This window comes from Sphingomonas sp. (genome assembly GCF_036388215.1).
Classification (GTDB): domain Bacteria; phylum Pseudomonadota; class Alphaproteobacteria; order Sphingomonadales; family Sphingomonadaceae; genus Sphingomonas.
Genome location: NZ_DASVSH010000031.1, coordinates 183909 through 198728 on the forward strand (window position 1 = coordinate 183909; position 14820 = coordinate 198728).

Sequence of the window (14820 nt, forward strand, 5' to 3'; positions counted from 1 at the left end):
GCGATCGCTTCAAAGCGCCCCTCTAGCGCCATGCCGTCACCATCTCGCCGGTAAGCCGCACGCCGCCGCCGGAGATCGGCTCTACCCGCCAGCGACGCAGGCGCATCATCGGCCGGGCGCGCTCGACTCCATCTGCCAGTGCAATCACTGCCTTTTCCGCGCCCGAAACCCGGATGCGCAGCGCGGCCAGGCCCTCCGCCGCCTGTGCCGCGCTCGTCTCCTCCACCAGCACGCCGCCAGACCGCGCCAATGTCTGCACGCGCGTCATCATCGCTGCCCGTGCGGCGGCAATATCGCCAACCGCGAGCGCCAGGCCAGGTGCGACCATTGGGGTATTGAGGGCCGGGCTGGCCGCTAGCCCGGCCAGCCGCGCATGCTCGGCGCGCGCCGTTGCGAGCTTGCCCAGGGCGGTTCCGGTCGCGGGAGCGAGAAGCAAGGCAACAAGCAGCCCGGCGCCGGCCCCGATTGCGATCGGCGGCCACCTCATCGCGCATCCTCGCGAAGAGAAACCAGCATAGTACCGTCACCCTGGCGCTGGCCGCTGTCGCGAAGCCCGGCAAGTTCGGGCGCGCGGCGGATCGTCGCGCGCAGCTTGTCGGGATCGGCGGTGGTGACATCGAGTTCGAGCGCCCCTTGCGCGGTGCGTTCGGCGCGCCACAGCGAGGCGTCGGCGGGAAGCCCGCGCGCCAGCGCTTCGAGCGTCGTACTCATCGCGGGGCGCCGAACGGTCGCGTCAAGCGAGGCGCGTGCGTTTCGGGCCGCCTGTTCGGCGGCCAGCCTGGGCCCGAGTTCTTCTTGAAGCCGCGCCGTCGCCGCGCGCTCGTGCTGGAGCAACAGCTTGGCCCCCGCAATTGTGAAAAGCGGCGCGAGCGCGATGAGGACGGCAACCGCCGCCGCCCTTTCCCAAGTCGGGGTCCGAAGGTGCAACATAGTGCCCGTCCGTGCGGCAAGCGTTTTGCCGGGCATCGGTGTGGGGTCGGGATCGGGAGCAGCCATTCGCATTACGCACTGCTTAGCGGCGGGCGCGGCGCAGGGCAAAGCTGTCACGGTCACCAAGGACGATGGCGGGGTCGTAGCGCTGTGACGCCTATATCTCCCGCCTGATAAGGAGCCCCTGAGGGCGCTCCTTATTCTTTGTCAGCGATCTGTGCGTGTAACGATCTGGGCCATGCCCTCGGGTGTGATCGAGATCATGTGGCTGCCGCCCGGCGCCTTGCAGTCGGCGCGCCACAGCGGCTTGCCATCCTGATCGGGCAGCCGAGTCGATTCGGTAACGCCATCACAGGGAACTCCGGCATCCATCAGCGCCCGGACGAACACTCCGTTGCGCTGGCGGTCGTTCAGCGCGAGCACCGCGGCTAGCGCGTTTTCCGGCTCGATCCGATTGCCGGTCGCATTGGCCTCCGCGTCGGCATTGGCCGGGTCGTCCCTGCTGGCGGTAGTCACGTTGCGCTCCGCCTCTGGCGCTCGTCCATCGCACGCGACGAGCGCAAGGGCGGCCATTGTGGGCAGGATTATCGTGCGCATATTCTCTCCTGTGCGGGTTCATGCTGCCCCGGAATGAATGGTCCTCAGCGCTGATACGCCTTGGGCAGCGCGCCTTCCTTGGGGTCCAGATAACGCTGCCTGAGGCGCGACTGGCGGCTCGCGAGCGGCTGCTCTACTCCGTCGATGAAGACCTGTAGAGCAGTCGTGCCGATCTCGAGCGGATCGCCGTCCCAGATCACCACGTCGCCGCGCCGGCCGGGGCGGAGCGAGCCGAAATCGCCCCCCATCCCCATCACTTCTGCAGGCTTCGAACTGATCGCCGCAAAGGCCGCGCCCCAATCCAGTCCGGCAGCGCCCGGAATGCGCCCGAGCGCGACGAGATTGCCGGCATATTGCTTGACCCAGCGCGCCTGGCGCGCCTCGTCCTGTCCCAGCGTGCCGACGCCGACAAGTACTCCGGCGGCTTTCATCCGCCCGATATTGGACTGGGTCGCGGCAAGCTTCTCGAACGAAGAGGGCAAGTCGCTGAGTGCGTTGGCCATGACGGGCACATTGGCGGCCGCGATCTCACGCGCAACCGTCCAGCCTTCGGCAGCGCCGACAAGTACGAGGCGAAGTGCAGGAAATTCGCGCTTGATGCCGAGCAGGACGAGGATGTCCGACGCGCGCTCGACATGGACGAGCAGCGGAACCCGCCCCTGCGCCACGGGGGCAAGCGCCTCGGCATCGGCACGGGTGAGCAAGGCATCCTTGCCGCGATCGGCAAATCGGGCGGGCGTGCGCAGATAGTCGCGGACCTCGAACAATGCGTTCCTGAGCATTGCGACTGCCGCGGGGCGGCTGCCCCCGGCCTGCTGGCCGCCGGTTTCGCCATATTCCATGAACTGGAAGGCACGCGGACGCGATACCGGGTCCATATCGGAGGCAAGGTCGATCACCGCGCCCTGCCCGGCGAAGATCGAGCCGGTGCTCGTCTCTGGGGCGACCACGGCGCGCGTGACCCCCTCCGCGCGGTTGATCGCGATCGAGCTGGTATGCGAGTTCACCGCCGGCGCGACATCGAGCGCGGCATTGAAGGGCGAACTACCGGCCGAGGCATCGTTGGTGGTGTTGACCGCATCGACTTCGACGATGCCCATCCGGGTGAAGCCGGCGAAGATGCCGGGGGACACCCATTTTCCGCCCGCATCGATCACGGGTACGCCAGCAGGTGTTGCGACGCCCTGCCCGGCCGCGACCACACGGCCGTCGCGAATGACCACCGTGCCGCCCTCGACCGGCTGAGAACCGTCGCCCACGACGAGCTTGGCGTTGGTGATCGCCACGGTCTGCGCGGCGGCCGGGCCATAGAGCAAAGTGCCGAAAGCGAGCGTGGCGGCCGCGCTCAGAAGGAGATGCCTAGTCATCACTTCACATCCCCTTCGCCGGGCTGGCCAAGCTCGAAATCGGAAACCGGTCGCAGCCGCGGATTGTTGGCATCATAGAGAAGGGCGCCATCCACCCAGACCATCTGAGGCCGAGTGTAGACGCTGAACGGATTGCCGTTCCACAGCACGACATCGGCCATCTTGCCGGCCTTCAGGCTGCCGGTCCTGTCAGCGATCCCCAGCGCCTTTGCCGGATTGATCGCCAGCCACTTCCATGCGGCTTCCTCCGAGATGTTGAAGCCGGCCTTATTACCCGACGCGCGCGCCTTCGCCACTTCCTGGTTGAGGCGCTGAATGCCGTTCTCGTCATCCGAATGGATCATCGCGCATGCGCCCTCATTATCGAGGATGGCGAGGTTTTCGGAGACCGCGTCATAGGCCTCCATTTTGAAGCCATACCAATCGGCCCACACCGCTGCACAGGCGCCGTTCGCCTTTAGCAGGTCGGCGATCTTATAGGCCTCGACCGCGTGGTGAAAGGCAGTGACCCGATATCCGAACTCCTTCGCCATATCCATGACGATCGCCATTTCGTCGGCGCGATAGCAATGGTTCTGGACGAGGATCTCGCCGTCGAGCACACCCCTCAGCGTGTCCATTGCGATGTCGCGCGATGGCGCCTCGCCACCCCTTTCCTCATATTTGTCCCAGCGGCGATCATATTCCTGCGCGCGCGCCCAGGTCTGGCGATCGACTGCGATATTGCCCATGCGCGTGGAAGGCGCGCGGCCCTTGCTGCCATAAACGCGCTTCGGATTTTCGCCGCACGCCATCTTGAGGCCATAAGGCGCGCCGGGAAACTTCATCGCCTGCATCGTGCGGGCGTAGACGTTCTTCACGACCACCGAGCGCCCGCCGAACAGGTTGGCAGAACCGGGGAGAATCTGAAGCGTGGTGACGCCGCCATTAGTGAGTGCGCGACCGAAACCGGGATCCTGCGGCCAGACGCTGTGCTCGGCCCAGACCTCTGGCGTGGCGGGCGAAGTCGCTTCATTGCCATCCTGATGCGCCGCGACACCGGGGGAGGGATAATCGCCCAGATGGCTGTGGATATCGACCACGCCGGGAGTGAGATACTTGCCCGCGCCGTCGATCACGGTCACCCCCGGCTCGGCGGTGAGCCCCGGCCCGACGCCGACGATCTTGCCATCCCGGAACAGCACCGAGCCGCCATCGATCCGCCCGCCTTCGCCATCGAATATAGTGACATTGGTCACCAGCGTCGGCGCGCCGGGATAAGCGCGGTAGGTGGAGGGATACGGATCGTGGTCGTAGCCCTTTCCCTTGCCTGGCCCTGGCGGCGGGGCTTCGCGAGTCGCGGTCTGCACCTTTCCGCCACTGGCAGTGCATGCCGAGAGGCCGAGCACGGCCCCCGCTAACAAGGTCGAACGGATCAAGCGCGATTCCTTCCTGACGCTGGCGCTCGGGGCGGCGCCACGACCGAAGTGATCGCGGTCGCGGCGGGCTTTGGCAAGACGCGGCGACCATCGCCTGCACGATTCATCCGTATCGGGCGAACCGATTAGACTTTCCTGTTTTGAGGATTAGCATGGCGCCAGAGGTGAAGGCTTTGCCCGACACTAATTCAGCGTGGTCGATAAGCCGAAAGGCAGCGGTGGGGTTCGCTGCCTTCGCGTGCCTTTGCAGCCTTCTCGCCTTTTCGGGATGGGTGTTCGATGCGCCGGCGCTGCGCGGCTTCGGTGTGGAAAGCCGGCCGATCTGGCCGCTGACGACGGCGGGATATTTCGCGCTTTCGCTAGGCTTTGTTTTCGCGATACGCGGCGAGTCCAGGCGCGCCCAGTTGCTTTGGGTAATCCCGGTCGCCATCGCCGCGCTGTCACTCCTTCAGAATATATTGCGCGTGGACCTCGGCACCGACCGGCTGTTGTTCGGCAGCTCGCTGCCGGAATTCGGCTTCGCGCATCCGGGCAGGCCAGGCGCGTCCCCAACCACGATTTTCCTGCTGGTCTCCGGCGCCGCCTATGTCTCGACCAGCAAGCGGTGGCGCCGCGACGAGGCTGCGAGCCTGATCGCCAGCGGCGTGCTGGGCACCGCCTCCGCCGCTGCGATCCTCATCCTGTTCGCGACGCCCGACGATCCGCTCGCGCAGGCCTATCGCATCTCGGCGCCCTCCGCTGTGATCGCTGTGTCGCTCGTGGCGGCTTTCATCTCCTGGCAAAGCGGCTTCGGCTTGGTGCGTCTGCTGAGCTCGAGTCAGCCGCAGCCGCACATGCTGCAGATATTGTTGCCGGCTGTGCTCCTGCTTCCGCTGGCGCCGTCGCTGCTTGGCACGGCGATCGAGGCCGGCGCACTGCTTTCGCCGCTCGGCAACAAGCTGGTCGTGCTGATATCTAACATCGTGCTGGTGGGACTGGTCGCCTATTGGGCGGTGCGCCGCGTGATGCGCGGTCAGGCCGCGCTCCTGCAATCGCTCGATGCACTCAGGGCGAGCGAGGACCGGCTGGCCACAGCGACTTCCGCGCACGAACTGGGCGTGTTCGAATGGGAAGTCGCCACGGGCCTGTTCAACTGGTCGCCCGGCACCGAGCAGCGCATGGGCCTAATGCCGGGCTCGATGCCGGATTATGAAAGCTGGGCGGCGTTGGTCGAGCCATCAGACCTTGAAGTGGTTATGGGCGTGGTCGAGCGCGCTGTCGCGGTGCGAGCGCCGCGCTTCAGCTATCGCTACCGTTTTATCCAAGCCAATGGCGACGTTCGGGTGGTGGAGGGATCGTCGCGCGCATTCTATGACGACAGGGGCGCTTTGCTCCGTACCGTCGGCGTGATCCTGAACGTGACTGCCCAGGAGGAGCGCGAGACGGCATTGCGCGAGCGAGAAGCGCAGCTGCGCTCGATCCTCGATACCGTCCCTGACGCGATGATCGTGATGGACGAGCAAGGCGTGATCCGGCAGTTCAGCGCGGCCGCGGAGCGATTATGGGGCTATCGCGGCGAGCAGGTGATAGGACGCGACTTCACCATGCTCACCCCACGCGCGGACCGCGACCGAAACGCGGCCATGCTCACGCAATATGTAACGACGCGCCAGCTCAGCGGGGTCGGCGACACCATCGTGGCTACCGGCGAAGCCGCTGATGGGCGCCGCTTCCCGCTCGAACTGCGCGCCGGCGTCGCGCGGATTGATGGGCACGCCCTTTTCACGATGTTTGTGCGGGACCTGACCGAAAAGCTGGCTGCGGAGGAGCGGTTGAGCGAATTAAGCGCGGAGCTGGCGCATGTCTCTCGCCTGAGCGCAATGAGCGAACTGGCCGCCGACCTCGCGCATGAGCTCAACCAGCCGTTGAGCGCGGCCGCCAATTTCCTTGCCGCCGCGCGAATGCTGATCGAGCGCGGCGAGGACGTCGAGCGGATCGGCGAATTGTTGGAAATGGCGAACGGCCAGACGTTGCGCGCGGGAGAGATCATCCGGCGCCTGCGCGATTTCATGGCCCGCGGAGAAGTCGATATTCGCCCTGAATCGGTCGAGCGTACCGTGCGCGACGCGGTCGAGCTGGTGCTCCCAGGCACAGGGCAGTTCCAGATTCGCGTTATATTCGACTTCGATGAGCATGCCGCCTGGATCCTGGCCGACCGCATTCAAATTCAGCAAGTTCTGGTCAACCTGTTGCGCAATGCTGTAGATGCTCTGCGTAATCTCCGCTCGGACGAGCGCGTGATAACGATACGATCGCGCAAGGTAACTGAAAACATAGTGGAAATAGAAATAGCAGACACGGGCCCGGGTATTGCCGACGAGGTGCTGGCCAAGCTTTTTTCGCGATTTTCAACGACGAAGACCGATCATGGAGGGATGGGCATCGGCCTTTCGATCAGCAAGCGCATAATCGAGGCACATGGCGGAGAACTGAAAGCGGAAAATCGGCCCGGAGGCGCGGCGTCGTTCCGGTTCACCTTGCCGGCGGCCGAGCAGGATGGAGCTGCATGACGAAAACCATCTATATCGTGGATGATGATGACGCCGTTCGCGCATCGTTGCACAGTCTGCTGTCGCTCCGTTCGGACCTGATCGTTCGCGGGTACAGATCGGGCGACGCCATTCTCGAAGAAATCGGCGAGCTGGACCCCGGAGTAGTCCTGCTCGACTTCCACATGCCCGGAGCGAGCGGGCTCGATGTTCTGACGGCGCTGGAACGCAATCCCAATTTCGTTTCGATCATCCTGACCGGCCAGGGCAATGTCGGTCTTGCGGTTCAGGCAATGAAGGCCGGGGCACTCGATTTCGTCGAAAAGCCATATGATGCAAGCACGCTGATGGACGTAATCGCCCACGGCTTCGCGCAACTTGAGCAAGGCGGCGAAATCGCGGCCCGGATCGCCGCCGCGAAGGCGCGCATCGCGCTGCTTTCCCCGCGAGAGACCGACACGCTCAAGGGCCTGATCGAAGGGCGGTCAAATAAGGTGATCGCCTATGAACTCGATATCAGCCCGCGCACGGTGGAAATCTATCGCGCCAATCTGATGGAGAAGCTGGAAGTGCGCAGCCTCTCCGAAGCGCTACGCATCGCCTTTGCCGCGGGGATGGTCCCAGACCCCTAGCGGCGCTGCCATTCGGGAAGCAGCCGGGAGATCGTCCGCGCCGCGGAGGCCCTGTCCAGGCGCAGGAGCTTGGGATCCCCATTCGGACCCGCCGCGCCCGGCGACAGAAGCACCAGTTTCAGCCAGCGGGGGTCGCGGGCCAGTTCCTTGCTGCCGCCTTGGAACCCTTCCACGGCGGCTTCGTCCGTAATCAGCACTAGTGGCCGCCTCCGGTGCCGCGCAAGCCGCGGATCGGCGAAGTCATCGGCCGTCAGCACGTCCGCGCCCGCCAGCGAGAGAGAAGCCGCCAGCGCGCTCCGCAAGCCCGCCTCCTGCACGATCAGCACTAAAAGGAGCGTTTCCGAGACCAAGAAATATCCGTCGCAAACCGCGGGTTTCGATATCGTAATTCGCCGCACAGATAGCTGCCTCTCCGGTCTTACACGGAAGCAGCCGCCATGCGGCCTGAGGTCCCAATAGGTAAGCGCCGTGGAGTTAGCGCAGCGTTGCGGCAGGGTTACGGAATTCTCCGCTACGGGCCTCCCGCGTGCGCCCGTGACTTGTCGCACAACCCTGCTAAGGCTCCGCTTCATGGGCATCATCGTCGCGATCGAAGGGGCCGACGGGGTCGGCAAGAACACGACCTCGAGCCGGCTGCGCGATACTTTATGCGCCGCCGGGCGCACGGCGAGCGTGATCGGCTTCCCCCGCTATGGCGAAACCGTCGCAGGCGTGACGATCGGGCGCTACATGGCGGGCGATATCGGCGTGGCAGTGACGCCTTATGCGGCCGCCACGCTTTATGGGCTCGATCGCTTCGAATGGCGCGCGTCGATCCTTGAGGCCGTCGAGGGCAGCGACGTGCTGATCTTCGATCGTTATGTCGCGTCCAACATGGCCTATCAGGCGGCTCGGGTGGACGAGAGCGAGGCCCGCACCCTGATGGACTGGATCCTGGCGCTCGAAACCGGCCAGTTCGCCCTGCCCGTGCCGACGCTGTCGATCTATCTCGATACGCCTTGGGAACTGGCTAAGGCGATGATCCTGCAAAAGGCGGAGCGGAGCTACACGCCGAAAACCTATGACGAATATGAGGCGGATGTCGCACTTCAGCAGCGGGTGCGCGCCAATTACGAAGCGATCGTCGCAGCCGATCTGCTCGGCCCCTGGCGCATCGTGCGCGCCAGCGAGAGCGGCGCGATGCGCTCCCCTGATGACATCGTTGCAGAGATCGTCGGGCATATCAGCCTCAAATAGGCGAGGGCACCGTGATCACCAGCTCGCGCCGCAATCGAAAGCCCAGCGCTTCATACAAGCCAATCGCGTTCCCGTTGTGCGCATATGCGTGGGGGAATGGGATTTTGCCGCGCCCCGCGATGCGCCCCGCCACCGCCTGGGCCAGCATGGCGGCGAGTCCGCCGGCCGCGAAATTGGGGGCGGGTGCAGACACCGCTGACTTCGGTGTAACCGGCAAGTTTCAGCCGCTTGCCCGCCATCGCGATCAAGCCAGCAGGGCTTTCGTTAATAGCGGGGGGGCCGAGGGGGCATCCCGATAATTGATCCCAAAATTCGCTCCCGGTCGCTTTGCATTCCGCTATTGGTCGCAGATCGTGAGAGTCGGCGGAGGGACGGAATGGCGGCGAACGCCGCACATCGCGACGCATCGCTGCAGGCCCTGCTCAGCGGGGGCGGGCTGGACGTGGCCGCGATCCGGGCGGCTTCAGACGCAATCTGCAAGCGCCATGCGGGTTTAGTCCTTGCCGAGGCCGCCGCCTTCGATTGCCTCCTTACGCAAGTGGCGCGCACGCCCGTTCAGCGTCTCGAACTCGACCGGCACCGCCCGCAGCTAGAGCGCCGCGCCGCGACCGGGCGCATCCGAACCCTGGAGAGCGGCGGCGCCGATATTCTCTACGATCTCGCCGATCCGCTCGTCGCGTTGGTCACGCTTGGCCGCACCGCCGAGGCGAACATACTTGCCAACCGCTATCTCGACGTGACTCCGCAGGGGGCCACCGGATGGGCATTGCTGCCGCTCTATCTGTCGCTTCGCGCCGGGAATGCGGAGCTTGCGGATGCGATCCTCGCGCCCTCCCCGCCCCGGCTGGTAGCCGTCGGGGGGCTTTCAGGAACCGGCAAATCGACACTGTCGCGACTGATCGCAAACCGGATCGGGCGGGCGCCGGGTGCGCGGGTGCTCCGCTCCGACGTGTTTCGCAAACGGCTCGCCGGGCTCCCACCCGAAACGCGTCTGCCCCCCGCGCACTATACCCAGCGTAGCGACCGGGAAACCTATGAAGCCATATTCGAATCGGCCGACGACCACCTCGCCTGTGGGAGCAGCGTGATCCTCGACGCCGTGTTCATGAGCCGCAGCGAGCGCGACGTGGCCGCGGCCATAGCACACAGGGCACGCGTGCCGTTCACCGGCATCTGGCTGGAAGCGCCCGAGCGCGACCGGCTCGCCCGCGTCGCACAGCGGAGCGGTGACGCTTCGGACGCCGGCGTGGACGTGGTGCGTGAGCAATCGCGGCGGTCCGTGGGAGAGCTGGCGAGCTGGCACCGCATCCGCGTGAACCGACCGACCGAACTGATCGTGGCCGCGGCGCGTGCGGCCCTCGATCGGGCACAGCCCCGGTGATCGCGACTCTCACGCTTAATCCGGCGCTTGATGTAACGACCAGCACCGACAAGGTGCAGCACACGCACAAATTGCGCTGCGTCGCGCCGCGCTACGATCCGGGCGGCGGCGCGATCAATGTCGCGCGGGTAATCCACACGCTTCGAGGAGCCGTGACCGCCGTGTTTCCTTGCGGCGGGCCGGCAGGAGAACTTTTCGAGAGATTGTTGCGCGATGCTGGATTGTCGATCGCACCCGTGAAAGTCGCCGGTGCGCTGCGGGAGAGTTTTACCGTGGATGAGGGAGGGAGCGGGTTGCAGTATCGCTTCGTGCTGCCTGGCCCGTCGCTGACCGAAGGCGAGATCGCCGCGCTGCTCGATGCACTCGCAGTGCTGCCCGGAGTTACGCATATCGTCGCGAGCGGCAGCCTGCCGCCGGGATGCGATCCGGCGATCATCGGGCAGCTGGGCGAAGTCGCGCGCAAGCGAGACGCCCGGCTGATCGTCGATACCTCGGGTCCCGCGTTGGCCGCGTGCGAAGGCGCGGGCATCTATCTTCTCAAGCCGAGCCTGCGCGAAGTCGAGGACATGCTCGGCAAGCCTGTCGCGACCGAGGCGGACGAAGTAGCGGCCGCACATGCGCTGCGGGACCGCGGGTTCGCCGAGGCGATCATCCTCTCGCTGGCCGAGCGAGGCGCGCTGCTTGTCGCGGACGGAATCGAGCATCGCTTGCCGGCGATCAAGGTCGAGACCAGGAGCGCAGTGGGTGCGGGCGATTCGATGGTAGGCGCGGTTACGCTTGCCCTTGCCCGCGGCGGCAGTTTTGAGGACGCACTGCGCTATGGCATTGCGGCGGGAGCGGCGACCCTGATGACTCCTGCGACCGAACTTGCCCGGGCGGAGGATGTAGAACGGCTCTACGCCGCGAGCTCGTCCTGAGCGGCGGGCTCGCAAAACAGGCCGTGCAGCGCCTTCAGCATCTGCACCGCTTCATCACTCGCGAGCGAATAGAAGATCATCTGGCCCGAGCGGCGCGCGGAAACCATGCCCTCGCGACGCAGCAAAGCGAGTTGCTGCGACACGGCGGTATCGCGCGAGTCCGTCAGCCGCGCGAGTTCGCCGACCGATTTCTCACCATCGAGGAGTTGACACAACAGGAGCAGACGGCTGCGGCCGGACAGGGCCTTGAGGAACAGCGACGCTCGGTCGATTACAGCAATTAGTTCGTCTTTCACGCCGGGACCGCTAGGCAGGAAAGCCCGGCGTGGCAATCGCTATCTTGCGGAAAGTGAAGGCATTTTGGAAAAAATGCGCTAAATCGTGCCCCGAACTTCCTGTCTATTTCCGCAGTGTTTCCCACATTCCGCCTGAGTGATCCGTGGCCAGTCAAACTCCCGATCTGTTCGGCGCGCCCGCTTTGCCGGGACTCGCCTATCGCACCGACATCATCTCTCCTGAGGACGAAGCCGCGCTTATTGCGGCGATCGACGAAGCCGGCCTCGCGCCTTTCCGCTTCCAGGGGTGGACGGGAAAGCGGCTGACCGCGAGCTTCGGGTGGCGTTATGATTTCCACGATGCAAGCTTCAGCCAGGCAGAACCGATCCCTGAGTGGCTGCTGCCTCTGCGCGAGCGTGCGGCGGCCTTCGCGGGATTAGCGCACGAGGCCTTGGTCCATGCTTTGGTGACCTGCTACAATCCCGGCGCAGGGATCGGCTGGCATCGCGATCGGCCGGTGTTCGAGCACGTTATCGGCATTTCGCTCGGCAATCCGGCTACCTTGCGGCTCCGGCGGCGACGAGCCGAGGGCGGCTTCCAGCGCTTCGCAGCACCACTTGCGTCACGCTCGGCCTATCATCTGAGCGGCGAAGCGCGGCATGCGTGGGAACACAGCATCGCGCCGATGGATGTGCCGCGCTGGTCGATCACCTTCCGCTCGATGACCGACAAGGCCGGCGCCCGTTATTTGGGCGCTGACGCCTCCAGATAGCCGCCGGCGAGCGCAAGATTCTGGATCGCCGCCAGTCCCCATTGCGATGCGGCGTTGGTGGAGACCCGCGGGGATTCATCGACAGGCTTGAGAACGACGCTGCCCTCGATCTTGCGGGCCCTGATCGCCACGCCCATGCCCAGCCCGGCATCGCCTGAGAAGAATTCCTCCCAGGCCCGACGGGCGAGCGCGGGATCGTTGCGCTTGCTCGCGGCGAATGCGGTGAGCCGCGAATGCCCCTCTTTCAAATTGCCGGCGGCAGCGCGCGAGCCGGTCTTGGCGAAAAACTCGTCGCGCGGTGCATTGTAGAATGCGCAATAATCCAGCCAGGCGTTCTTATAGGCGGGCACATCGACCAGGTCCCATAGCTCCGAATTGACTTCGACCGCGCCGAAGACCGCGTTGAGATGGCTGATGCTCACCTTGTCTCCCCCGCTGGTGAAGCGGCCGCTGGCGAGATCGTAGGTAGCGCCGCCGGCAAACCATTGCTTGGGGAGCGCCGCGATCGAAGTCATGCCCGCAACGATCCGATCGCGCCATTTGCGATCCCCGGTGCGTTCCCATTCGGTCAGCCACGCCGCCACCAGCGAGCACCAGGTCGTGCCGAACGACATGGTGATCTCGCCCTCGCGCAGCGGCTTTTCGGCCTGGACCGTAGCCCCCGATCCCGCCTCCGGGCCACCCGGCCGGGCGCCGACCTTGCGGCCGATCTCGACATGCGCGAGCGTCTTGTCGCTGTCGACCAGATCTCGCATCAGATCCCCCACTCGCTCGTCGGCGGTGAGATAATAATAGATGCGGCGATAACCCGCGGTGGAAACGCGCGGCTGTTTCGAACTGTCGCCCCAATGCTGCACGCCGTGCCGCGTGCCCAGGCCCTTGAAGCGGCCGATATGGTGGACATCGACTTCGCCGGTGTGCCGCGTCATCGCCTCGGCAAAGCGGAACACGTCCGCATCGCCCGAACGCAGGAAGCTGTACCATAGCCACAGATCGGGCGAGAGCTCGCTATTCGCCCAGGCGAACCCGCCTATGTCGTAACGCCAGACATGCCGGTCGGAATCATAGGTGTGCATGACATCGCCATAGTTCCAGAAGCCATACCAGCGGCGCTGCTCCACCTGATCGCGATAGAAGCGCAGCAGATAATCGTTCTGCTCCTCGATTGCCTTGCGCATCGGCGTCGAGCGATCCGGCAAAGTCCAGTCGCCGAACACGCCCGCCTGATGGATCCGTTCCGGCGTGGCCATGAGCCGGGGCGGCTTGCTGATGGCCCCGGCCATGTTGGCGAAACGCTCGCGGGCCGGAGTCGCGGGCATTGCCCAGAGCATGAATTCGGTGGTTCGCGCCACGCCATGGGGCGTGCCCCAGCCCGGCTCGAAATCCTCATATGTGACGTCGAGCCCGCGATTCTGCTCTGCGTATTTCTCCATGCCCAGCCCGTCATGATAGAAGCGCAAATCCATCGCCGGAGCATCGGGCGAATGATACCAGAGCGTGAAGCTGGCCGCATCGGTATGCGCATCGCGAACATCGAGCCGCACGGGGCAGCGCTTCCAGAAATCATGCATGCCGAAGGCCACGCCGCCTGCCGCGCCCCCGACAAACCCCAGGCCGCTCGCGCGCGTGCCCGAATCGGCCTCTATCCAGCCATGGCCGGCACGGGTGCGCTTGGTGATCGCGAAGCCGTCCGAATTGGGCTGCGAGAGCGTGAAGTCCCCCCATTGCGGAATGAAGGCGACATTGGCGCGCACCGCCCCGGACATCTGATCCGCCGGGGGCGTCTTGCGGCCCGCCACCTGCGCCTCACGGAAGGGACGGCCTGGATCACGGCGCAATCCGGTGAGCGGCTGCACCGCCTCGCCCCACACGCCGTCGCCCGCGCCGGCAAAGCGGACATGGCGATCATAGGGCATATCCTCCATCGGTACGACGCCGCTCAGGCCCAGCCCGCGGATGAAATCCTTCTTTTCGTCGCCGTCGAAGATGAAGCTGTGAACGATGCGCACCGCTTCCGAACCGGCATGGAAATAGAGGCGGAGCGTGAAAGGCAGCCATGTGCGGTCTCCACCGCGATGCCGCCCTTCCACCTTGACCACCGCACGAACCGGCCCGGGCTGCTCGACCACCGCAGAGGTCACTTCGCCGACATAGCGGCGGCGCGCTACGCTCTCCTCGGCTTCGCTATCGGGCCGGTCCTGCGCCGTGGCGACCAGACTCACATCGCGAAGTGTCTCGCGCGCGCCATTATGCGCCGAAAGGATAAGCTTCTCACCCTTCTTGGCGATGCGCCAGCGCAGCGCGCCACTGGCGACCTCGATGGCCTCCCCACGATCCGCAATAGATATCGATTGCGGCGGCGCAGCGGGGCGCCCAGCCTCAAGCCTGAGCGCCGGGCTTTGCGCGGCTCCCCCCGGGATCGCATGCGCGGTCCATTTGATCGAACCGTCGGGCCAAGTCGCCGTCGTCCAGGTCTGCACCGGGACCGGCTGGCCGCTCGCATCCCGCAAAGCGAAGGTCGCCTTCGCGCGCTTCGTGCCGCGCGGCCAGGGCACGCCCCAGGTTACGCCTTCGTGCAGCGCCGGAGGGGCGCCATCCAGCCAGCGAATCGCGGCGTCGAGGGGAGGTGCGGCCGCCGCGGTCGTTCCGGCCCAGGCCCCCCGGGGGCTCAGCAGCACTCCCGTCGAAAGGGCCGTGCCAACCATGAAACCGCGCCTGTTCACAATCATTCCCGCATCCCGTCCTAAATCGTTCGCGCTTCGATGG

General features: G+C 65.4%; 15 protein-coding genes. 6 read left to right on the forward strand and 9 right to left on the reverse strand.

Going from position 1 to position 14820, the window contains the following annotated elements; genetic code table 11:
* Positions 1-22 precede the first annotated feature (22 nt).
* The 5 genes from VF617_RS13420 to VF617_RS13440 all read right to left on the reverse strand — a co-directional run bounded on the left by VF617_RS13420 (position 23) and on the right by VF617_RS13440 (position 4312).
* On the reverse strand, positions 23-487 hold the full coding sequence (locus VF617_RS13420) for a hypothetical protein (RefSeq protein WP_331015393.1): 465 nt from the start codon (positions 485-487) through the stop codon (positions 23-25).
* Positions 484-1002, reverse strand: a complete 519-nt coding sequence (locus VF617_RS13425) for a hypothetical protein (protein WP_331015394.1) — start codon at positions 1000-1002, stop codon at positions 484-486. Before VF617_RS13425 ends, VF617_RS13420 begins: the two co-directional genes overlap by 4 nt.
* A 135-nt stretch (positions 1003-1137) precedes the next feature.
* Positions 1138-1527, reverse strand: coding sequence for a hypothetical protein (locus VF617_RS13430; RefSeq protein WP_331015395.1), 390 nt, complete (start codon positions 1525-1527; stop codon positions 1138-1140).
* A 44-nt stretch (positions 1528-1571) separates the two neighbouring features.
* Complete coding sequence (locus VF617_RS13435) at positions 1572-2894, reverse strand: amidohydrolase family protein (protein ID WP_331015396.1); 1323 nt, start codon at positions 2892-2894, stop codon at positions 1572-1574.
* Positions 2894-4312 carry an amidohydrolase gene (locus VF617_RS13440; RefSeq protein WP_331015397.1) on the reverse strand — a complete coding sequence of 473 codons (1419 nt, stop codon included), beginning with the start codon at positions 4310-4312 and terminating at the stop codon, positions 2894-2896. Before VF617_RS13440 ends, VF617_RS13435 begins: the two co-directional genes overlap by 1 nt.
* Positions 4313-4530: 218 nt before the next feature.
* Here VF617_RS13440 and VF617_RS13445 point away from each other — a divergent pair, with 218 nt between their 5' ends.
* Positions 4531-6861, forward strand: coding sequence for a PAS domain S-box protein (locus tag VF617_RS13445; protein WP_331015398.1), 2331 nt, complete (start codon positions 4531-4533; stop codon positions 6859-6861).
* A complete protein-coding gene (locus VF617_RS13450; protein ID WP_331015399.1) occupies positions 6858-7472 on the forward strand; it encodes a response regulator transcription factor in 615 nt (204 codons plus the stop codon). Before VF617_RS13445 ends, VF617_RS13450 begins: the two co-directional genes overlap by 4 nt.
* Here VF617_RS13450 and VF617_RS13455 read toward each other — a convergent pair.
* Entirely contained in the window at positions 7469-7822 is a 354-nt protein-coding gene (locus VF617_RS13455) for a hypothetical protein (RefSeq protein WP_331015400.1), read from the reverse strand. The genes VF617_RS13450 and VF617_RS13455 overlap by 4 nt on opposite strands.
* A gap of 220 nt (positions 7823-8042) precedes the next feature.
* Between VF617_RS13455 and VF617_RS13460 the strand changes: the two genes are divergently transcribed.
* A complete protein-coding gene (locus VF617_RS13460; protein WP_331015401.1) occupies positions 8043-8708 on the forward strand; it encodes a dTMP kinase in 666 nt (221 codons plus the stop codon).
* Here the strand turns inward: VF617_RS13460 and VF617_RS13465 are convergent.
* The gene (locus VF617_RS13465) at positions 8701-8901 is read right to left on the reverse strand and encodes a GNAT family N-acetyltransferase (RefSeq protein ID WP_331015402.1); all 201 of its coding nucleotides are present in this window, start codon (positions 8899-8901) and stop codon (positions 8701-8703) included. The two genes, VF617_RS13460 and VF617_RS13465, sit on opposite strands and share 8 nt — an antisense overlap.
* Before the next feature lie 183 nt (positions 8902-9084).
* On the opposite strand from VF617_RS13465, the gene VF617_RS13470 reads away from it, so the two are divergent.
* Both VF617_RS13470 and VF617_RS13475 read left to right on the forward strand, forming a co-directional pair.
* Positions 9085-10089, forward strand: coding sequence for an AAA family ATPase (locus tag VF617_RS13470; RefSeq protein ID WP_331015403.1), 1005 nt, complete (start codon positions 9085-9087; stop codon positions 10087-10089).
* Complete coding sequence (locus tag VF617_RS13475) at positions 10086-11006, forward strand: 1-phosphofructokinase family hexose kinase (protein WP_331015404.1); 921 nt, start codon at positions 10086-10088, stop codon at positions 11004-11006. Before VF617_RS13470 ends, VF617_RS13475 begins: the two co-directional genes overlap by 4 nt.
* Here the strand turns inward: VF617_RS13475 and VF617_RS13480 are convergent.
* Complete coding sequence (locus VF617_RS13480) at positions 10985-11302, reverse strand: helix-turn-helix domain-containing protein (RefSeq protein ID WP_331015405.1); 318 nt, start codon at positions 11300-11302, stop codon at positions 10985-10987. The two genes, VF617_RS13475 and VF617_RS13480, sit on opposite strands and share 22 nt — an antisense overlap.
* Before the next feature lie 143 nt (positions 11303-11445).
* Here VF617_RS13480 and VF617_RS13485 point away from each other — a divergent pair, with 143 nt between their 5' ends.
* Positions 11446-12054, forward strand: a complete 609-nt coding sequence (locus VF617_RS13485) for an alpha-ketoglutarate-dependent dioxygenase AlkB (protein ID WP_331015406.1) — start codon at positions 11446-11448, stop codon at positions 12052-12054.
* On the opposite strand, the gene VF617_RS13490 is transcribed toward VF617_RS13485, so the two are convergent.
* Positions 12027-14759, reverse strand: coding sequence for a Tat pathway signal sequence domain protein (locus VF617_RS13490; RefSeq protein WP_331015407.1), 2733 nt, complete (start codon positions 14757-14759; stop codon positions 12027-12029). The two genes, VF617_RS13485 and VF617_RS13490, sit on opposite strands and share 28 nt — an antisense overlap.
* Between the last annotated feature and the right edge of the window lie 61 nt (positions 14760-14820).